Raw genomic sequence first — 19,656 nt, 5'->3', positions numbered from 1 at the left:
GAATAGAAGCGATAACGAAAAAAGCGGGAACGCGAACCGCCATTCTCTTTTACGGAAGGAGCACGATCATATTGACAGGACACAGCCAAGTTCAGCAGGCCGCAAGAACGCCGGATCTGTATCCGTCCAGAGTGAATACGGAGACCTTATTGTTAAAGCGCCAGGATCCGGTTGTCTACAACCATACGATCGATCAAGCGGAGATATCAGCCGATCAGCTTGCTTCTTATGAAGCGGACGGATACTTGTTCCTGGATTCGTTCTTCAGCGAGGAAGAAGTGCAGGTATGGAAGCGGGAACTGGTCCGCTTGTTCCAAGATAATAAGGGCAGCGCGAAACCGGAAGTGATTCGGGAGCCGGGCAGCGAAGAGATACGCTCGATTTTTGCCGTGCACCGGGAAGGCATATTCCAGCAGCTGGCGAATCACCCGAGAATTATCAAGATCGTGGAGCAGATTCTCGGCAGTCAAGTCTATGTGCATCAATCCCGGATCAATTTCAAGCAAGGCTTTACGGGCAAAGAGTTCTACTGGCATTCTGACTTCGAGACATGGCATGTGGAAGACGGCATGCCCCGCATGAGGGCATTAAGCTGCTCCATTGCGCTGGAAGAGAACAATGCGAACAACGGTCCATTAATGGTCATCCCCGGCTCGCACCGCACGTTCGTGTCCTGTATCGGGGCCACGCCGGACGATCATTATAAGTCATCGCTGCGCCGTCAGGAATACGGCATTCCCGATCGGGACAGTCTCATCCATCTGGCCAATCAAGGCGGCATTGTCGCGCCGACGGGCAAGGCCGGCTCCATTCTCTTGTTCGACTGCAATGTGATGCATGGCTCGAACAGCAATATTACGCCGTTCCCGCGCAGCAATGTATTTATCGTCTATAATAGTGTCGACAATCAGCTTGAACCGCCATACTCAGGCAAGCCGCCAAGACCTGATTTTATTGCGGCCCGTTCATCCTAGCAGAAAATGAGAGACCGGTTAACCATATGGAGAAGACCCATCGCGCGATGGGTCTTTCTTTTACCGTACGCCCAGCATGGGCGTCGCTTCCGCTTTATATTTGATAATAAAACCAAATATGGATTTTATGATATAAATAGCATATAATGTGTATGCAATAACGCGCAGAGTTGTCTCCTGCCGATCCGACGCCCTGTGCATTATGCAAAAAGTGTCCTCCTGGGAGTACTATGTTGATCGGGATACGGGAGAAGAGTGTACAAGGCCAACAAAAGTAAGATGCGGTTGCTAGGAAGAAGCCTATTTTCGCCAGAATAGGAATGGGATGAACCAGGGAAGCGATTTGGCCTCTGCAAAGATGCAGAAGCGCTTCTTTCTGTGGCCGTTTTTCTTACCACGCTAACCCTGCTCATTCATAACCGATAAGGAGCTTGGGACCCGGTCATGAGACCGCTCCGTTTCATTCTCCAGCATATTCCACAGCATGTTCGAATTCATTAACGAACGATGGGATTCAAGCATTCCGTTTTGATTCACTAGAAAAGCATAGGGAACTTTGGTTACACCATAAGCTTCCTTCTTTGTTAGGGAGTCAAAAATCGAGTGAGAACATATCTTTTATTCCCGAAACGGATATGAATCAACAGGATTGGAATCGTAAATACAAAGATAATGATTAGCAATCCCCAATGGATATGAGTAATGTAGCCCACTAACGATACCACCGTGATGATGGTGCTTCCTAGAGACATGATGGTCTTAATCATCGAAACAATTTGGAAGTGGCTATTGATAATTCGCTGGTTCTGATCATAAAAAGACGGGTCCTCAAAGGTGGAGTAAGGCAGATTCATAATTTTGCTGAATATCTGTTTTTTGAGCACCAGTCCGAGCAGATTTTCAAGTTCCCTTCATTAGAGAGATGGATTCAAGCAAATATGGAGCGGGGATCCACTCTGCATGCTGCAGTTTTGCTAAAAGAAGGCGGAATTGACGGCTACAAAGAACTATATAGCCATAGTAAAGGAATCCATTTTTTGCAAGCGGACGCAAAGATATTTGAATCGTACCAGATTACGGAATATCCGTACTTTGTCTATGTCAATACCAAGCAAGAGATTGTGTATGCCTCTCCGGATCCGGAGGGATGGTGGGGAAGGAAGGACATACCGCTTCAAAGTTGCGCAGAGTAAAGAGGATAAAGGCGGGGAGGCGCGTCGCGACGCAGCTCCCCGTATTGTCGTGCTAGAATCTGCCGGATCGGAAAATCGACAGGAGCAGCCAGATGAACATCAAGGCCGCGATGAAGAAGCCGATCTCGATCGCGGGAATGTCCCAGAGCAGCGTCGGCTGCCTGCTGAGCGAAGAGCCGACGATCAGTCCGACCATAATGATGCTGAAGGCTAGCAGCACGATGCTGAAGGAGAGCCGGTTGCTGATCTGATCGAGCTTGTGCAGCACATGCTCCAGATCGCGCAGCTCCATTTCGGCCTTGATCTTGCCCCGGCTGAGGAGGGAGGTCAGCCGATTCGCCTGCATCGGCAGATCGGACACCGCTTGCACCAGATCGAGCGTGCCGCCGACAACCTTCTTCTGAATGCGGCGGAAGCTGTACTTCTCCTTCAGCAGCTTCACGCCGAACGGCTCGGCCATATCGAGGATGGAGAGGGTCGGATCGAGCCTCTCCACGATGCCTTCCATGGTGAGCAGCGCCTTGGCCAGCAGAATCAGATCGGGAGGGAACACGATCCGGTGCTTCTTGGCGACGGCGAACAAGTCATGAAGAGACTGGCCGAGGCTCACCTCGGAGAACGGGACGTCATAGTACCGGTCCCGCAGCCGGTCCAGGTCGCGGCGAAGCGCATCCAGGTCCGTTCGGTCGGAGATGAGGCAGAGCCGCGCAATTGCCCGGAGCATGCCCGAGGTTCGATGCTGCATCAGCGCGATAATCAGCTCCGCTAAATACTCCTTCATTTCCCCGTTCAATTGGCCCACCATGCCGAAGTCGATCAGGGCGATCCGGTTCTGGTAGAGCACCATAATGTTGCCGGGATGAGGATCGGCGTGGAAGAAGCCGTCGATGAAGATCAGATGCAGCATCGCGTGCACGAGGCGCTCGGCGATCCGCTTGCGCTCCGGCCCGTCCGGGAGCCGTTCCGTATAATGGTTCAGCATCACGCCGTCCATATATTCCATCGTCAACACCTTGGCTGAAGAGCGATCCCAATCGATGCGCGGAATATGGATGCCCGGGTCTCTGCGCAGCAGCTGCGCCATCTTGTCGGTATTGCGCCCTTCATGCTGATAATCGAGCTCGGCGATCATCGATTTGGCGAATTCCTGAACCATCTCCGGAATCTGATACTCGGACACCCAGGACCAGCGGCGCGTAGCCGCTTCGATCAGCCCCTGGAGTATTTCCAAATCCCGCTCGATAATGGAGGTAATGCCGGGCCGCTGCACCTTGACGGCCACCGCATCGCCGTTCGGCAGCCAGGCCTTGTGAACCTGGCCGATGGAGGCGGCGGCAAGCGGGATATCATCGAAGCGCAGAAAAAGCTGGCCGAGCGGCCGGCCCAGCTCATCCTCGATGATGCGGCCGGCTTCGGCGCCCGTGAAGGGCGGCACTTGATCCTGCAGCTTCTCCAACTCTTGAATGACGCTGCCCGGCAGCAGATCGGCCCGCGTGCTGAGCAATTGGCCGAGCTTGATGAAGGCGGGGCCGAGCTCCTCCAGCACGAGGCGAAGGCGTTCGCCCAGCGTCTTCGTCTGCAGGGTCTCCTGCGTAATCCAGCGGCGGGGCAGGGACAATACCCGGCGCAGTCCGATTTCCTCCACAATATAGCCGAAGCCATGACGCATGAGCGCCATGGCGATATCGCGGTAGCGGCCGGCATGCCTAATCCGCACGGCCGTCCGTCTCCATATTCGGCTGTCCATCTTCTTCGCGGGGTTCTTCCGGGTCAGCCCCTTCAAGCGCGGCAACCCGCTGCTCCAGCATCATCACCCGCTGCTTCAGCGCGATCAGGTCGGAACTGGCGGCCACATCGAAGTCCTGCAGCTTGCGCTTCACCATATCCTGAATCGAGGCGCTGAAGGAGGCCTGCTCCTCTTCTCCCCGTTCCACCAGTTGGTTAACGAGCGCCTTGGACTGCTCGGGAGCGAGCTGTCCCTTCTGGACAAGCTCGTCGACGGCGGCTTCGATTTTCTCTTTGCTGACCACGGCGAGACCCCAGCCCAAGGAGACCGCTTTTTTCAACAGATCACTCACGTTCCCAATCCCTCCCTCATCGTTATATCCCTAATATGCCCAGGAGGGTCCGATTTCATTGATACGCCACAGAGGCGGGAGAGGGCGGGAACAGTGAGCCATCCGCTTCAATCAGTCTTCCAGATTGGCCAGCTCATAGATGGCGCGGGCATAGATGGCCGTTGCCTTCAGCAGATCGTCAATGATAATGTACTCATCGACCTGATGCGCGGTCTCTTCGCGTCCCGGGAAGAGGGCGCCGAACGCTACGCCGTTATCGAGGAAGGCTGCATAGGTGCCGCCGCCGGTCGTGAGCAGCGTAGGCTCCAGCTGCGTCTCTTCCTCATAGATCTTCTGGAGCGTCTGAATCATCGGATGGTTCCGATCGACATGATGCGGTTCCTTCAGATCAATCTCGCGATCAATCTCGATGCCGTATTCCGCAATCTTCTCCTCGAGCGGCTTCAGCACATCGGCAGAGCTGTAGGAGACCGGGAAGCGGATATTGAGATGGAAGAACGGAGCCGATTCGCCATCATATTGGAAAATACCGGCATTGACCGTAAGCGGGCCGGTAATGTCATCGACACAGGCAATGCCGAGGGCGGTGCCCAGATGGTCATCGACCAGATGCTTGTCGATGAAGCCGATATACCGCGCGGCGTCCGGCTGGAAGGTGTATCCGCCAAGGAAGCGGATGAGCTTCAAGGCGGCGTTGACGCCGACATGCGGCTCCATCCCGTGCGCCGATATGCCCCGCATGCGCAGGGTCGCTTGCCCTGCGCTCACTTCCGCGGTGCCGGCCAGTCCCGCATCGGCGCAGTACGCCTCATAGCGCTTGGCGAGGGAGGCGAGCGCTTCCGGTTCGCCTGCGACGACGGCCATGGCCGATTCCGGCACCATATTGGCGATGCCCCCGCCATCGAAGCGTACGAGCTTGAATTGCGGCATCGCAGCGTCGCTGGCAGAAGAACTGCCGAAGCCGCGAAGGTAGAACTTCGTATTGATCTGCCCCTTCTCCGCATGAGTAATCGGGAAATCCGCATCCGGCGCGAACCCGGATACCGGCATCTTTTCCCGCTCGGTATAGGTCTTCATGCATTCCATTCCGCTCTCTTCGTCCGTTCCGAAGATGACGCGCACCCGGCGCTTGAGCGGCAGGCCCAGGTCCTTCACGAGCTTGAGACCGTAGAAGGCGGCCATTGTCGGTCCCTTGTCATCGATCGCGCCCCGGGCGAACAGCTTCCCGTCGCGGATATCCGGCTCGAACGGCGGGGTGGTCCACTGGCCGGTCGCCGGGACGACGTCCAGATGGCAGAGGACGCCGACATATTCCGGCGCCGCCTCATTCCCGTATTCGGCATAGCCGACATAGCCGTCATGATTGCCGGTGCGGAATTGTTCCCGCTCCGACAGCCCGAGCATATAATCCAGCGCCTGGGCGATATTGCGTCCCATCGGCTGTCCCGGCCCGGCCGTAGCGTTATCCTTCGTGCTCTCAATCCGGAGCAGGCCTTGCAGGTCTTGCAGCAGTTCTTCTTTTCTTTTCTCGACTTCAGCCAACCAGTTCATGTCAACACGCTCCTTCAGCATGGCGTTCGATCCCATGTAATGTATCAATCTGCTTTTCTCCTTCCCGACGGCGGGAACGGATGCAAGCCAAGTCAAGCTTCGCTCTATTAAGTAGTATAAAGCGGGAGGCGCAAAATACTCAACTTTCTTATCCGCCGGACAATCGTGTCATCGGGGCATCTTGTGCCGCGCGCCCGACAGGATCGGCGCGGGAACGCAGGGCAGCTATGCATTCGATACAGCCTCCGAAATTTGCTATAATCATCCATATCAGATATACCGGCTTGGACCGGATGAAGGTAGGAGGGATTTGAGATGAACAAACTCGTATTGCTGCGCCATGGCCAGAGCGTATGGAATGTGGAGAACCGCTTCACCGGCTGGACCGATGTCGACTTGTCGGAGCAAGGTCTGAAGGAAGCGCGTCTGGCAGGAGAAATCTTGAAAAAGCATGGCTACACTTTCGACGAAGGGCATGCTTCGGTGCTGAAGCGGGCGATCCGCACGCTGTGGATCATGCTCCATGAGATGGATCTGATGTGGATTCCCGTCCATAAGACATGGAAGCTCAATGAACGGCATTACGGAGCGCTGCAGGGCCTGAACAAGGCGGAGACGGCCGAACGGTACGGACAGGAGCAGGTTCAGCTATGGCGCCGTTCCGTCGATGTCAGACCGCCTGCGCTGGACCCGAGCGATCCGCGGTATGAAGCGTCCGCTCCTCAATACAAGGATCTCCGGGAAGGGGAGTTTCCGGTGACGGAAAATCTGGACGATACGGAGGCCCGCGTGCTCAGCTATTGGAATGAGACGCTCGCTCCCGCCATCTCGGGCGGCAAGCGGCTCATCGTGTCCGCTCACGGCAACACGATCCGGGCGTTGGTCCGGTATCTGGACAATCTGACGTCCGACGGCATTGTCAGTCTTAATATCCCGACCGGAACGCCGCTAGTCTATGAATTGGATGACTCCCTCGCGCCGCTCCGGCGTTACTATCTGGGGCTGGACGGCGAGATTCCGATGGAGGACTTCCCCCATCTGCCGCACTCCGTCTGAACCGGAACGATTCACTGATTCCATGACTGTGGGGCTGTCCTGCTCCTAGTTTTTAGCTGGGTGAGACAGTCCCCCTTCTTTTCACCGCTCGACTTACTCTAACAGCTCTACTCTAACAACTCAACTTGCTGGAAAAACAGCTAAAATACAGTTTTTCCTTATGAGGTGTACTCCGTTACCCAAATTCCTGCAGAACACAGGCTGTTGGAAAACCCCTATTTTTTACGGAGGGGTTGAGATTGTCCGTTTTCCTAAACAAAACTCGGCTCTCAGAGCGTTTTAAATCGATTTTTTCTTCTGAGAGACGAGCTCTACTAAATAAAAATTGGGGTGGGGAAAATCCCATAGCTTCTCAACAGCCTGATTTTACGGGATCCAAGAGACCGCGTCGGATCCTGGGGACATCGTTGCCTTCAGGAAGCATCATTGCCTTCTGGAGGCATCGTTGCCTTATAGGGCTTGAACGTGTGGAGGGAATTGCTGCTATTTTACAGGATTTTCGGCTCAATGAGTCCACATTTCGAGGAATTGCTGCACGGCTACATCATTTTAGGCCCTTTTTAGCTAAGTCGAGGAGAAACGGGTGAAATTGCTGCAGTTTTACAGGATTCCCTTTCTGGTGAGGTCAAGTCCAAATTTATGTGTAAATTCCTCAATGAGATTGCCAGAGCAAAAAGATGCCTAAGCTGCAGGCTTGTTTAGCTTCTTCCTCCACTCATGGTACTCTTTCATCTCGATATACTTTTTCCCAGCAGACCACTTTTCGTCCTGCTCAATCAACAAGGCTCCAAAAAGACGAAGGACAGAGGCTCGGTTGGGAAAAATGCGAATGACGCGTTCTCGCCGCCGCAACTCGCCATTTAGACGTTCTACGGCATTTGTGGTGCGCGTACGTATCCGACAGGCAGCCGGAAGTGCCAAGATCGCTGTCGCATCGTCAAAGCCCTCTTCCAAGACCCTCATGGCTTTTGGAGCTTTATCTTCAAATGCTTCTTGTGTCCGTTTCAGCAGTGTACGGGCACTGGTCTCGTCCGCAGCTTCGTAGATGGCCCTTACATGGGCCTTCAATTCATCACGGCATGATTTAGGAGCAGCGTCCAGAATATTACGCATAAAGTGGGTTTGACACCGTTGCCAGGTTACGCCTTGGAAATGTTGCCGAATCGCACTAACCAAACCACCGTGATGGTCGCTTGTAATGACATCAATACCGTGCAACCCGCGACTTTTGAGGTGCGTAAAGAAAGCCCCCCACGTTGCTGCTGACTCGGTATCATCTACGGTAAGTCCAAGCAGTTCCCGATAGCCCTCCGCATTAATCCCTGTGGCAATCATCACGCCACGTGAGCGCACACGGCCGTCTTCCCGGACTTTGACGTACAGGGCGTCGACAATAAGAAAAGGGTAGGCCTTGTCCAGTTTTCGGTTATTCCACTCTTCTATGAGGGGATCCAGCTGTTTGCAGAGCTCACTAACTGTTGATTTGGAGAACTCTGTCCCGCATAGTTCTTCGGTGATATTGCTTACTTTTCGCGTTGACACACCATTAAGTACCATCTCCATCATGGCTAAGACAAGGGCCTGCTCGCTTCGTTGGTAACGAGCAAAGAGTTCCGTAGAGAACTGACCGCTGCGGAAACGCGGTACTTGCAGGGTTAATTGACCCACCCGTGTTGTCAGCCGATGAGGGTACGTTCCATTACGGTAACCTGCACGCTCTTCTGAGCGCTCGTAGTGTCCTGCCTTCAACTGTTCCGTTGCCTGCGCCTGCAAAACTTGATTCAAGATAGATTCTAATAAGGTCGCTATCCCCTCATCTCTTGATTCGGATAAAAACAGTTGATGCAAAAGTTGTGAATCTAGGGTAATCTGGTATTGAGTCATAGCTAGATCCTCCTTTGGAATGTTGTCTCGACAACCTCATTCTATACGAGGATCCTTGCTATGGCTCTACTTTTTTGCCATTTTCTTTTTACACAATTATATGGACTTAGCTTCTGGTGAAGTCGTCCCTACCGAATTGCTGTATTTTATACGAAAATAAAAACGTTGAAGTAAGCACGACAGCCCTTTCAAAATGTATGAATAGAACTTTTTCGGGCCATTATTACTCTAAGAAAGCAAAAAAAGACTCACCCCCCGAAAATGATCACATCATTTTCAAAATTTAGCTTGTTTCGTTTTCAGTTAGTTGAAGTGCAAAGCCCAGCTCTTGGAGTTTCTTTACGTAAAAATTAGCTGTTCTTTGTTTAGACATGCGTACCTGCATGTCTATTTCTTTGTATGGCGTTCCTTCTTTCATCATGGCATAAATGATCTTAATTAAGAGATGTCCGGTTGCTACGCTTGCTGTTTTTTCGCCTCGTCGTTTCCGTATCCGTCTAAAGTGCTCACCTATTCGATTCCTTGACCTGTAATTTGCCCATGCCGCTTGCGTTATGCTACGTTTCAGATACTTGTTCCCTTGCAGGCATTTCCGGCTTTTCTTGCGCCCCGCGCTCTCATTATTACCTGGAGATACCCCTGCCCATGAGGTGAATTGCTCGACCGTGGGAAAACGCGTGGCGATATCCGGCCCCATTTCTGCAAATATAGCGGAAGCGCAAGACTTGTCAATTCCGGGAATGCTGTCTAAACACTCAATCTCTTTTCGATAAGGCTCAAGCTGTTCGTCGATTAATGATTCAATTTCTTGCAGTTCTGCTTCCTCGAACAGCAGGTGCTTCCAGTGTGCACGCATCATAACACGATGATGTCGCCGTAGCTGACCATTCAGAGCTTCAACTAACTGAGGCACTTTTGTTTTTAGCTTGGTTTTGACAAGTTCGCGTACGTCATCTTCTACGAGCACTTCTCCGTCCATGAGCTTTTCCAGAAGCAGACGCCCGGATACGCCGAACAAATCGCTCATAAAACTCGTAAGCTTGATGTTTCCGTCTTGAAGAATTTTATGGATACGATTCTTCTCAGAAGCAATGGTCGCCACGATTCTCAGACGATACCTCGTTAGATCTCGTAAATCCCGCAAATGCTGCGGCAACACCACGCTTGGTTGAATGAGACCACAACGATGAAGTTGTGCAATCCACTCCGCATCTTTCTTGTCTGTCTTACGCCCTGGTGTATTCTTGATTTGTTTAGCGTTAGCCAACACTAAATGGCAGCTAGACTCCAAAATATTCCATACCGGTTTCCACAGCACACCTGTGCTCTCCATGGCTACTTCTTTACACTGATGTGCGTTAAGCCAATCTTGAAGTCGGAGTAGTTCGGTAGTCGTTGTTCCAAAGCTTTCGATGACTTTCTTGGGCTTGGATTCTAAATCCCCGTAAAGGATACAGGTCCGCAACAGCATTCGCGTACGGCATCCATGCTTGCACCTGCTTTCATGTGTACTAACAAATCATGCGATCTGAATAAAGAAATTTTATACACGCACTTGGGTGTGCATTGGGCGGTTCTCGCGATCGCAATTGGACGGTTTGTGCAACAGGGTCGTACCCCAATAATACAGTCGTCCTTGGATTTGTTAGTCTCATGATTACCATCTACAGTAACTTTAAAAGTTTACATCTACCTATTTTCATTCTGGGGGGTGACGTCGTAGACGTCATGGGGGTTTGTGCAGGATTTTGCCTACTGAATCAACGTGTCTTGCGAAACCGTGCAGTTTTGAGGACTTCGCCTATCGGATAGACATTTCATTGTGCAGTTTTCAGGCACTTCGATCAGATAAAATTTTTCTACTGAGAGACAGGTCCTGATGAAGTGCCCAAAAATCCTTTGGACTTTCTCAACAGCCTGTATTTTACAGGAATTTCGGCTCAATAAGTCACATCCCGAGGAATTGCTGCAAATCTACATCATTTTAGGCCCTTTTGCTTCAAGTCGAAGCGAACGGGTGAAATTCCTGCAGTTTTGCAGGATTCCCTTTCTAGTAAAGTCGCCCATATCGAATTGCTGTATTTGCGCAGGATTTCGCTGCCTCAGGGGACAGGCTCGCCCTGTCCCGCTACTAGACGCTGACCGTCCACTTGTTGGACATGGACCCAGGCTTTACGTGTTCTTTTTGCCCCCGTCTCCCTCCAACTGAATCAACATTTCTCCATTCGGGGGAGCTACGGCGCAGCAAGGACAGGAGCAGACCCTTCGCGGCGGGAATCTGGCCCATACAGTGCTCCCCGCGGAACAACGCGATGCCGCCACCTCGATCGTACTGGTCTTCGCCTTCCAACCTCGTGGCGACCGATCAATCCTGTCACCGAATAGATCCCGAGTGACCAGATGCAGGCAAGTCCCTTTGGCGGGTGGCTTCCAGCCCCAATAAAACATTACGCATCTCTCCGTTGACCAGCTTGCGGTTATTTTGCCAGATGAAATGTATGTGTGCTTCCTTGCCTGCAACGGTGGATAACGTGACCATTCAATAGGAACCGAAGCGGTTAACGCTCCGGCCTCAGTCGGCCTCCATGGCGGATCAGCCATTCTCCGGATTCCCAGTCGGACAATCCGGCTGCTTCCGATTCATAGTATAAGTCGAACCGGACTCCGAGGCTGCTGTCCCATGGGCTCTGAACGATAACCGATCGGAAAATGTCTTCCAAGCCCGGAATGGCAAATCCGGCCGGATCCGGGAACATTTCCTCCAGCGCTTGCCGCGAAATCTTCGTCTCCAACGCGAATTGAAACACCGGTTTATTTGTATAAACATCATACACGAATTCGAACTTCGGCGTTCTTTTGACCGTGAAGTCAGTAATATCGGTCCTACATTCGGCATCGCTGGCCGGAATGATGAAAGGCCACTCCTCGTCGGGATAACGATACAGATTGCTTACGCTGCCTATCTTTGCCATGGCTGCATCCCATTCCGCTTTGTCTAATTCGGAAGCGGGGATATTCAGCCCGGCATGATCGACTCCTGCCAGACGGTCCTGCAGCTGGTGGAACAGGTAAGATATCGTATTCGGCTCGGTCTGCGGATTATGATCCGTGTCGCGGAGCGGGATCCCAGCCTCGCCTGTCATCGGTGAGCCTTCGATGCCCCCGGATTTGGTGTCAACGAGGAGAGGTAGCTGATGGTGATATATGCAAATCTTCTCGTCCGTGTTCAACAGGATCATCGGGAGCTTAGGAGCCCCCGTCCGGAACTCGATCGCCGGCAGGGCCGTGTCCGCAAAGGATGGGCGGAGCGCCCTTTCTGTGCGGAAGGAAGGGAGTTGTTCCAGCAAGGCATAGAAGTAAGCGCACCATTCCTTTTCTGCTTCCGTGGCGCCAGGAAAAAGAAAGATGATTTTATCCAGTCGGATCATCGTACTCAGATTCATGAAAACCCCTCCAAATAAAAATGATTTGTGACAATATTGTTAATTAAAGTAAAAATAAAAGGATATTAACCTCCCATATAGAAATATATTCCTGTACCAAAATATAGAAGGGAGATCATAAATATGATTACAAAGAAGAAAATGGTGGTTGCAGTACTTACTCTCTCCTTAGGTTTAGGGTTTACGGCAGGAGTAACACCGACTCTTGCACATGCGGATGAATCCGTATCGAAGAGGGTTTCTGTCTCATCCATCGAGAACCAGGAACTATCGACCTTCACCGGATATGTCATTTCCATTGGTGACACGTATATGACCATTGCCAATGCGCCTACAAAAGAAGAAGCGCTGCAAGGGGAATGGTGGGAACTTGTGAATCAAGGCAAGATATTATTAGTTCCTTCTCCGAAAAATGAAACCTATGCGGTAGGAGACAAACTAAATGTGTATTATAAAGCGATGACGATGTCACTCCCGCCCATTGCGCTTTCCCCTGTCCTTGAAAAAATCACAGAGTAATCTATGTAAGTACTGCGAACCCAGCGCCGTTTCGGTGCTGGGTTTTGGTTTGAATATCCGTTACAAGGGGGGATGGAAATAACAGCGGCGGCATACCGGGTAGTAGCGTTCATTGCCGCCAATCTGAATTTGCTCGCCGGAATAGACGGGCTTGCCGTCGTCGCCGACGCGAAGATTCATCGTCGCCTTTCGTTCGCAGAACCAGCAGATCGTCTTCATTTCCTCGATTTTATCTGCATACAGCAGCATATAATGGCTGCCCTCGAACAGCTCGTTGCGGAAGTCGTTCTTGAGCCCGAAGCCCATGACCGGAATATCCAGCTCGTCGACAATGCGGGTCAACTGAAGGACCTGCTCCTTCGTCAGGAACTGGACTTCATCGACGAGCACGCAGGAGACGGGGCCACCGTGCAGGGAGACCTCCCGGAATATATTCGTATCGGCATGGACAAGCCGAGCGGGGCGCTTCAAGCCGATGCGGGACGACACATACCCGACGCCGTCCCGGTTGTCCACGGCTGAGGTGAAGATAAGCACCGGTTTGTTCTGCTCCTCATAGTTATGGGCCACCTTGAGCACTTCGATCGATTTGCCGCTGTTCATCGCCCCGTAGCGGTAATATAGTTGAGCCATTGCTGCCACTCCATTCTATACTGGTAGAGGATCTTGTGATGATAACCGGCCTGTGTGAACACGTTCTATTCGCCTATTGATATATGATGAATTAATCAAATAATGCGGGCTGCTCCGGTCGGCGATTGTATTGGAACAGCATGTGCAGCTGCGCTGCCGTGTTGCGCTGCACGGATAAAGCGGGCAGATCGTCTTCGGGGAAGAAGCGGACGTCTTCCGTCTCGATCCCGGCGCTCGCCGTCCCGCCCGACAGCCGGCATTGAATGAAGATTTTGTAGACATGATGGGGCTCGGGAGGATGGCGGTGCAGCCGCTTATCGAGCACGGCCAGCAGACGGACCGCTTCCGCGTCATAGCCCGACTCCTCCTTAATCTCCTTCACGGCGACTTCGGCGGGCGAGAGGCCGACATCGGCCCAACCCCCTGGCAGCGCCCAGCATCCGTCCGATTTCTCCTTGACCAGCAGGATGCGGTTGTGTTGGAAGACGACGCCGCGAATGTCGACCTTCGGGGTAGCATAGCCGCTGTCCCGGGCGAAGGCCAGCTCCACCGCCGGCTTCTCCGCGCCGGTCTGATCCGCCATCATGGCGACGCTGATGCCGCGCAGCTCTTCATACCGCTCCCGGTCATAGATGTCTCTGCCGTAAGCGAGGCCGGTCTGGGCGATCGCCTGAATGCGCAGCGTCCAGTCGAGCCAGCGGCGATCGGCGGATGAATCGGCTCCCTGGCTGCTGATGACGTCCAGCAGCTCCTGGGGCTGCCGGAACATTCCGTTCGGCTGCGTCTCGAATTGCCGCGTCTGCACCGTGCCGAACCATTGAGCCGCGAATGTGAGGACGCCTGCGCTGCGGCCTGCGGCGATGTCAGCCTCGCTGTCGCCGACCCATACGATCTCATTCGGCGCCAAGCCCATCGTCTGCAGGAGCTGATAGATGCCCTCCGGATGGGGCTTCGGCTGCTGCACGTCATCGCCGGTCACCGAGGCGTCGATATACGCGTCCAGTCCGAGCTGCCGGACCGAGATGTCGTAGGATCGCCGGCTCTTGCCGGTCAGGACGCCAATGGACAAGCCTCGGGCCTTCAGCTCCCGCAGCAGGTTCATGACCGGCTCGGATGAGCGGGCGCGGCTCGGATGCCAGCGGCGGTAGTGCTCATAATACGCTTCGATCGCTTGCGGAAGGAAGCCCTTGTGACGCAGGTTAGCCGCCAAAATGCCCTCTTCCGTCGGACCGAACATGGACATGATGTCGTGGTCTGTCAGCGATCGCTTGTCATAGGTCTGGAAGACCAGCCGAAATGCATGCAAAGACAATGGCAATGTATCCGCCAATGTGCCGTCGAAATCAAACAACACGGTACGAATCATAGTCTTGCCCTCCGTTTCCGCTCGGGAATGGTCAGATCGGGCCCCGCGTCTTGCCTGTGCGGAGCGGTTCATGGAGCTGTCTCGGTTACACTTGCTTCTATGATAAAGAATGCAGGCGGCCAAAGCAATGGCGCAAATTGAAGGCGCAAGCGCTCTGCCCGTCCCGCTGCCATGCGCCTGTCCTCTGCCCCGGTCCATATGATATATTGGAAAGAGCAGGGCGGGAACGGACCTGTTCCCGTCCCGGAATGCATACCATCAAGACCGGAGAAGCAGGAGTGATGCCGATGTTTTTCAACTCAGAAGAAATTGCGTATATCCGCGAGCGGTCGGCGGACATGGAGCGGTCCGGAAGCCTGGCGGCGGGCGTCCTCGATCTGCTAATCAATAAGGGCTGGTTCAAGCTGTTCGTGCCGAAGCGGCTTGGCGGGAGCATGATACCGCTGCCGGAGGCGGTTCGCCTCTTCGAAGAGGCTTCCTGGGTCGACGGGAATGTGGGCTGGACGATCACGATCGGTTCCGGGGGCGGATTCTTCGTTCCCTTCTTGCCGCCCGCTTCCGCGGAGCGGTTATTCTCGCCGCCGCAAGCGGTCGTGGCCGGATCGGGCATGCCAACCGGAACGGCCCGCCGCGTCGAGGGAGGATATATCGTCAGCGGTCAATGGAAATATTGCAGCGGCTCGAAGCATGCGAGCCTGTTCACGGCGAATGCGCTCATCGACAATGATGGCGCCGCTGCGGAGCCAGACATGCGCTCGTTCGCTTTCCTGCCGGATCAGGTGACGATTGAGGAGGATTGGGATGCCTTCGGCCTGCAGGCGACGGACAGCCATACGATATCCGTGCGGGAGCAATTCGTGCCGGAGGAGATGACCTTCCTGCTGACGGAGCGGCAGACAGAGGACCGGGACCCGATCTACGATTATCCGTTCCTTCCGTTCGCGCAGGCATCGTTCGCCGGCGTCGCCGCCGGTCTGGGTCGCCGCTTCCTTGATGAAGCGGAGCGGATGCTGGAGGCCCAGCGCGCCGCCTGGTCGGCCTCCGAACGCGCCGCCTTCGTCGAGCGGCTACTCGCGGCGCAGCGATCGAAGCTGGCTGCCGCTGTGGAACCGTTCTACGGCGAGCTGGAGTCGTCATGGGAGCGGGTGGCCGGAGGCGATGTGCTGGATGAAGATGAGCAGGCGCGCGTGACCGCCTCCTGCCGGCATGCGGCCCGGGCCGCGCTCGAATGCGCCCAAGCGGTCTTCCCGTATATGGGGATGACATCGGTTATGAAGAGCGCTCCATTGAACCGGGTCTGGCGCGATCTGCAGACGGCCTGCCACCATTCGCTGCTCGTCTCGTTCGAAGACGGGGCGGAGCAGGCCTAGAGGACACGCCTGGCAGGCCGACCCGGAGGACGGGTCCATCGCTGAACGCGAACAAGGGGATGCGCCTGCGCATCCCCTTGAGCCGTGTGCGGAACGCTGCTAGGATCCACCCGTGCGGCGCCGCTGGTTGTTCGGCTTCTTCGTATTTTGGCTTTTTAACACTTTGGCTGTCGATGAGCCGGAAAAGCCGCCTTTTTGATTCGCTTGCTGCTGCTTCTTCTTGGCCAGCATTTCCTTCATCGCATCCGCCAGATTAATTTTCTTCGGCTCGTTCTGCTGTTCTGTCATCCTTACACCTTCCTTCGCTTCTGCCGGCGTATCTTCTCCCGCGGAGCCGGTTCAACAGGCTCCTTACCGATAGACTATCATGGGAGCCGGAGTGTGGACAACTCCGTACATCCATACATATTGCTTGTCATGCAGAGTGCAGAGCCTGCCAAGGCTGCCGAGAGCGCCGATGCCGGCTTGTCGGTTATTGATCCGCCCAGATCTGCGGATGATCGTCCGCGGCATGACGCGCCGCCCGGGCATTGCTCTCCACCTGCTCCTCGTTCTTGCAGCCGGGGATGACGCAGGTGACCGCCGGATGGCGGAGACACCAGGACAGGGCCCACTCGGCCATATCCATGCCTTGGGGCACTTCGTTCTTCTGAATCTCCTCCACCTGCTTCAGCCGCTCGTCGAGCTCTTCGCGGCCATGGCGATGGCGCACATCATTGGCGGCGAACTCGGTTCCCGGCTTATACTTGCCGCTCAGGAAGCCGCTCGCGAGCGGAACCCGGGCCAGCACGCCGAGATCCTGCTCGAGACAAGCGGGGAACACCTCTTCCTCAGGCCCGCGATCGAGCCGATTGTAGACGAGCTGAATCGCTCCCGCTCCGACGCGTGTCGCCGAAGCGGTCTGGTGCATGCTGTTGCTCTTGTTCAGCGACAGGCCGATATGCCGGATCGTCCCTGCCTGCACCTGCTTGTCGAGCATCGTCCACAGGTCATCGTTGTCGAACGCCTGATCATTGCCCGAATGGAATTGGTACAGATCGATATAATCCGTCTTCAACGCCCGGAGCGACGCTTCCAGCTGCCCGCGCACCTCTTCCGCCCCATAGCGGTCTGTGCGGTTCAGATGGGAATGGAATTGATGCCCGAACTTGGTGGCGACGACCCAGTCCTCCCGCTTGTCCCGCCGCAAGAAATCGCCGATAAAGGCTTCCGACAGGTGGTCGCCGTAGCACTCGGCGGTATCGATCAGGTTGATGCCGAGCTGCTTGGCCTTATGTAATATACGATCCACTTCCTGCTGCGTATAATCGTGGCCCCACTCCCCGCCGAACTGCCATGTCCCGATGCCGATGACCGATACTTTCAAATCGGTCCGTCCCAATCTGCGGTACTGCATGCCTCGTCACACCCTTCCTTTTTCGCTATGGTCTTGTACCCATAATATCACAGCCTCGCCGACAATTCGAAGCGTCAAGGTTCGGAGCGCAGCGGGTCGCTTGGTCTGTTCTGCCCGACGTGAGTGAGACAGGCCGCTGAAGGGGAAATTGCCCAAACTCCCTTTTTTCGTGGTATCTTATGGAAGGGGCGACCCCGTTCCAATTCTGACGATTCTTTGGAGAACAGAGATGAACTATGATTGTTTAATTGTGGATGACGAGTGTATTCTTGCGGAAACAACATGCGAGTATTTGAATATGTTCGAGGTGCGAACGGCTTTTGTGACCAGCGCGGAGGAATGCGAGCGGTTCTTGCAAGCGAATGAGACCTCCCTGATTCTTCTCGATATCAATCTTGGCCAGACCTCGGGCTTCGAGTTATGCAAAAAGCTGAGGCAAACGACGCAGATTCCCATTCTGTTCATCAGTGCCCGCTCCAGCGATGACGATATTCTGATCGCCCTCCATATCGGGGGAGACGATTACATCCAGAAGCCGTATACGCTCAGCATATTGCTGGCGAAGGTGAAGGCGGTGCTCAAAAGATACGGACACCGCAACTCTCCGGACAGGCTGGAATTCGGCCAGGTTGAGATAGACTGCGTGCGGTCCCGCGTCCGCGTGAACGGGACGGAGGTCAAGTTCAAAGCGCTGGAGTACAAGCTGCTTTGCTATTTGGCGCGAAATAGGAACCGGGTAGTCCCGAAGGAAGAGCTGTTCGCCAAGGTGTGGGAAGACTCTTTTACCGGGGACGGAACCTTGAACGTGCATATTCGTCATTTGCGCGAGAAAATAGAGGCCGATCCGAACAAGCCCCAATATATCAAAACGGTGTGGGGAACGGGATATATGCTGGAGGATGGGAAGCGATGAGGACGAGGGGATTTCTCGTGACGATGCTTGTTGTTTTTGTGGCCGGCCTTGTTCTGTCCGTTCGGATTATTGAGTCGGAAGTAAGCATGGATGTGGATGTTGTGATGGCCAACCAAGTGCTGAAGACGGTGGAGAGCAGCTGGGAGCGGCTCGAGCAGGGCGATTACAGCGGCATCACGCAGCAATTTGTCGTTCTCGATCAGAGCGGGAACGTGCGCTACCAGTCGGCGGATGGACTGGCCACCACCTTGTATGACGCCATCAAAAACCGGGATTCCATACTGGATGTTACCGTTCATGGGGCGGCCGTAGGTAAGCTCATCATTCATGATGACTACGAACAAAAGGCCTTGCAAAATAAGAAACAGCTTATTGCCGCGATCCTGATCACCTTTACTGTAATGGCCGTACTCTGCGTGCTCTATATTCTCTATTTGAATCATGTCATCATGAAGCCGTTCAAAAAGCTGCAAAGCTTTGCCCTCAATGTGGCCCGGGGGAACTTGGATATCCCTCTGCACATGGATAAAAACAATCTCTTCGGCGCGTTCACCGAAAGCTTCGACATCATGCGCGAGGAGCTGGCGGCGGCGCGGCAGAGCGAGTATGAGGCCAACCGCAGCAAAAAGGAGCTCGTAGCCAGTCTGAGCCATGACGTCAAAACGCCGGTCGCCTCCATTAAGGCGATAAGCGAGCTCATGCTGCTTCGCGCGACCGATGAGAAAGCGCTCAAGCAACTGCATATGATCCATTCGAAGGCGGAGCAAATTAACTTGCTGGTGACCGATATGTTCCATGCGACGCTGGAGGAACTGACAGAGCTGAAGGTCAATGCTGCCGAGGAATATAGCGGCGTGCTGAAGGATATCATCGCGAACGTGAATTATGACGGCCAGATTTCATGCGGTCCCATCCCCGAATGCATCATCGTTACGGATGTGATGCGGTTGCAGCAAGTTTTTGACAATATTATAAGCAACTCTTACAAATATGCCGGCACCGCAATTACCATCTCCTCTGTAATCACCCACGCCCATTTGCAGATCGACATTATGGATTACGGGGATGGCGTGAGCCAGGAAGAATTGCCGCTGCTGTTCAACAAATTTTACCGGGGCCATAATATCGCAGGCCATTCCGGGGCAGGGCTTGGCTTGTTCATCTCCAAATATCTCATGCAGAGCATGCAGGGCGATATCGAATGCTATAACCGCGACGACGGGTTTACCGTTACCCTCCGAATCAAGCTCCGCTAATGATGGAATTAAGGATTGGTTAAG

Annotated in this window: 17 protein-coding genes; 7 read left to right on the top strand and 10 right to left on the bottom strand. The window is 54.1% G+C overall.

From position 1 onward, the window contains the following. Window positions 1-71 precede the first annotated feature (71 nt). Together thpD and NNL35_RS29085 are read left to right on the top strand one after the other, a co-directional pair. A complete protein-coding gene (gene thpD, locus NNL35_RS29090) occupies window positions 72-974 on the top strand; it encodes an ectoine hydroxylase (RefSeq protein ID WP_006679980.1) in 903 nt (300 codons plus the stop codon). A 782-nt stretch (window positions 975-1,756) separates the two neighbouring features. Beyond that, window positions 1,757-2,167 (top strand): hypothetical protein, encoded by a 411-nt coding sequence (locus tag NNL35_RS29085; protein WP_138985681.1) that lies wholly within the window; start codon window positions 1,757-1,759, stop codon window positions 2,165-2,167. 52 nt (window positions 2,168-2,219) lie between these two features. Here the strand turns inward: NNL35_RS29085 and NNL35_RS29080 are convergent, their stop codons facing one another. The 3 genes from NNL35_RS29080 to pepV all read right to left on the bottom strand — a co-directional run bounded on the left by NNL35_RS29080 (window position 2,220) and on the right by pepV (window position 5,796). After that, the gene (locus tag NNL35_RS29080) at window positions 2,220-3,914 is read right to left on the bottom strand and encodes an ABC1 kinase family protein (RefSeq protein ID WP_254553948.1); all 1,695 of its coding nucleotides are present in this window, start codon (window positions 3,912-3,914) and stop codon (window positions 2,220-2,222) included. Beyond that, window positions 3,874-4,245, bottom strand: a complete 372-nt coding sequence (locus NNL35_RS29075) for a phasin family protein (protein WP_006679983.1) — start codon at window positions 4,243-4,245, stop codon at window positions 3,874-3,876. The genes NNL35_RS29080 and NNL35_RS29075 overlap by 41 nt, the downstream gene beginning before the upstream one ends. Window positions 4,246-4,356: 111 nt before the next feature. Next, window positions 4,357-5,796 (bottom strand): dipeptidase PepV, encoded by a 1,440-nt coding sequence (gene pepV, locus NNL35_RS29070; RefSeq protein ID WP_050979510.1) that lies wholly within the window; start codon window positions 5,794-5,796, stop codon window positions 4,357-4,359. Between the two features lie 315 nt (window positions 5,797-6,111). Here pepV and gpmA point away from each other — a divergent pair, with 315 nt between their 5' ends. Beyond that, on the top strand, window positions 6,112-6,852 hold the full coding sequence (gene gpmA / locus NNL35_RS29065) for a 2,3-diphosphoglycerate-dependent phosphoglycerate mutase (protein WP_006679985.1): 741 nt from the start codon (window positions 6,112-6,114) through the stop codon (window positions 6,850-6,852). 681 nt (window positions 6,853-7,533) lie between these two features. Here the strand turns inward: gpmA and NNL35_RS29060 are convergent. The 3 genes from NNL35_RS29060 to NNL35_RS29050 form a co-directional block, all read right to left on the bottom strand. Then, window positions 7,534-8,736 carry an IS256 family transposase gene (locus NNL35_RS29060; RefSeq protein ID WP_254553947.1) on the bottom strand — a complete coding sequence of 401 codons (1,203 nt, stop codon included), beginning with the start codon at window positions 8,734-8,736 and terminating at the stop codon, window positions 7,534-7,536. Between the two features lie 283 nt (window positions 8,737-9,019). Next, a complete protein-coding gene (locus NNL35_RS29055; RefSeq protein ID WP_254553946.1) occupies window positions 9,020-10,207 on the bottom strand; it encodes an IS110 family RNA-guided transposase in 1,188 nt (395 codons plus the stop codon). A 1,087-nt stretch (window positions 10,208-11,294) separates the two neighbouring features. Then, entirely contained in the window at window positions 11,295-12,179 is an 885-nt protein-coding gene (locus tag NNL35_RS29050) for a hypothetical protein (protein WP_006678603.1), read from the bottom strand. 123 nt (window positions 12,180-12,302) lie between these two features. Between NNL35_RS29050 and NNL35_RS29045 the strand changes: the two genes are divergently transcribed. Beyond that, on the top strand, window positions 12,303-12,698 hold the full coding sequence (locus NNL35_RS29045; RefSeq protein WP_006678604.1) for a DUF3221 domain-containing protein: 396 nt from the start codon (window positions 12,303-12,305) through the stop codon (window positions 12,696-12,698). A gap of 60 nt (window positions 12,699-12,758) precedes the next feature. Here NNL35_RS29045 and NNL35_RS29040 read toward each other — a convergent pair whose 3' ends face one another. Beyond that, window positions 12,759-13,331, bottom strand: a complete 573-nt coding sequence (locus NNL35_RS29040; protein WP_006678605.1) for a thymidine kinase — start codon at window positions 13,329-13,331, stop codon at window positions 12,759-12,761. Window positions 13,332-13,422: 91 nt separating this feature from the next. Further along, the gene (locus NNL35_RS30575) at window positions 13,423-14,697 is read right to left on the bottom strand and encodes an NUDIX hydrolase N-terminal domain-containing protein (RefSeq protein ID WP_006678606.1); all 1,275 of its coding nucleotides are present in this window, start codon (window positions 14,695-14,697) and stop codon (window positions 13,423-13,425) included. Between the two features lie 248 nt (window positions 14,698-14,945). On the opposite strand from NNL35_RS30575, the gene NNL35_RS29025 reads away from it, so the two are divergent. Continuing rightward, window positions 14,946-16,067, top strand: a complete 1,122-nt coding sequence (locus NNL35_RS29025) for an acyl-CoA dehydrogenase family protein (protein WP_254553945.1) — start codon at window positions 14,946-14,948, stop codon at window positions 16,065-16,067. A 99-nt stretch (window positions 16,068-16,166) separates the two neighbouring features. Here the strand turns inward: NNL35_RS29025 and NNL35_RS29020 are convergent, their stop codons facing one another. Both NNL35_RS29020 and NNL35_RS29015 read right to left on the bottom strand, forming a co-directional pair. Then, window positions 16,167-16,355 carry a hypothetical protein gene (locus NNL35_RS29020; RefSeq protein WP_006678608.1) on the bottom strand — a complete coding sequence of 63 codons (189 nt, stop codon included), beginning with the start codon at window positions 16,353-16,355 and terminating at the stop codon, window positions 16,167-16,169. A gap of 184 nt (window positions 16,356-16,539) precedes the next feature. Further along, entirely contained in the window at window positions 16,540-17,463 is a 924-nt protein-coding gene (locus NNL35_RS29015; RefSeq protein WP_006678609.1) for an aldo/keto reductase, read from the bottom strand. A 229-nt stretch (window positions 17,464-17,692) separates the two neighbouring features. Here NNL35_RS29015 and NNL35_RS29010 point away from each other — a divergent pair, with 229 nt between their 5' ends. Continuing rightward, complete coding sequence (locus NNL35_RS29010; protein ID WP_006678610.1) at window positions 17,693-18,376, top strand: response regulator transcription factor; 684 nt, start codon at window positions 17,693-17,695, stop codon at window positions 18,374-18,376. Continuing rightward, entirely contained in the window at window positions 18,373-19,632 is a 1,260-nt protein-coding gene (locus tag NNL35_RS29005; protein ID WP_006678611.1) for a HAMP domain-containing sensor histidine kinase, read from the top strand. The genes NNL35_RS29010 and NNL35_RS29005 overlap by 4 nt, the downstream gene beginning before the upstream one ends. Window positions 19,633-19,656: the final 24 nt, after the last annotated feature.

Source organism: Paenibacillus dendritiformis (assembly GCF_945605565.1).
Classification (GTDB): Bacteria; Bacillota; Bacilli; order Paenibacillales; family Paenibacillaceae; genus Paenibacillus_B; species Paenibacillus_B dendritiformis_A.
Note: the sequence above shows the minus strand (reverse complement) of the source record. Positions and strands in the feature narration are given on the sequence as shown.

Excerpts from the sequence above, each read along its gene's own strand:
- NNL35_RS29080 (WP_254553948.1), bottom strand. The coding sequence starts at position 3,914 with ATGGACAGCCGAATATGGAGACGGACGGCCGTGCGGATTAGGCATGCC.
- pepV (WP_050979510.1), bottom strand. The coding sequence starts at position 5,796 with ATGAACTGGTTGGCTGAAGTCGAGAAAAGAAAAGAAGAACTGCTGCAA.
- gpmA (WP_006679985.1), top strand. The coding sequence starts at position 6,112 with ATGAACAAACTCGTATTGCTGCGCCATGGCCAGAGCGTATGGAATGTG.
- NNL35_RS29060 (WP_254553947.1), bottom strand. The coding sequence starts at position 8,736 with ATGACTCAATACCAGATTACCCTAGATTCACAACTTTTGCATCAACTG.
- NNL35_RS29055 (WP_254553946.1), bottom strand. The coding sequence starts at position 10,207 with ATGCTGTTGCGGACCTGTATCCTTTACGGGGATTTAGAATCCAAGCCC.
- NNL35_RS29050 (WP_006678603.1), bottom strand. The coding sequence starts at position 12,179 with ATGAATCTGAGTACGATGATCCGACTGGATAAAATCATCTTTCTTTTT.
- NNL35_RS29045 (WP_006678604.1), top strand. The coding sequence starts at position 12,303 with ATGATTACAAAGAAGAAAATGGTGGTTGCAGTACTTACTCTCTCCTTA.
- NNL35_RS29040 (WP_006678605.1), bottom strand. The coding sequence starts at position 13,331 with ATGGCTCAACTATATTACCGCTACGGGGCGATGAACAGCGGCAAATCG.
- NNL35_RS30575 (WP_006678606.1), bottom strand. The coding sequence starts at position 14,697 with ATGATTCGTACCGTGTTGTTTGATTTCGACGGCACATTGGCGGATACA.
- NNL35_RS29025 (WP_254553945.1), top strand. The coding sequence starts at position 14,946 with ATGCATACCATCAAGACCGGAGAAGCAGGAGTGATGCCGATGTTTTTC.
- NNL35_RS29020 (WP_006678608.1), bottom strand. The coding sequence starts at position 16,355 with ATGACAGAACAGCAGAACGAGCCGAAGAAAATTAATCTGGCGGATGCG.
- NNL35_RS29015 (WP_006678609.1), bottom strand. The coding sequence starts at position 17,463 with ATGCAGTACCGCAGATTGGGACGGACCGATTTGAAAGTATCGGTCATC.
- NNL35_RS29010 (WP_006678610.1), top strand. The coding sequence starts at position 17,693 with ATGAACTATGATTGTTTAATTGTGGATGACGAGTGTATTCTTGCGGAA.
- NNL35_RS29005 (WP_006678611.1), top strand. The coding sequence starts at position 18,373 with ATGAGGACGAGGGGATTTCTCGTGACGATGCTTGTTGTTTTTGTGGCC.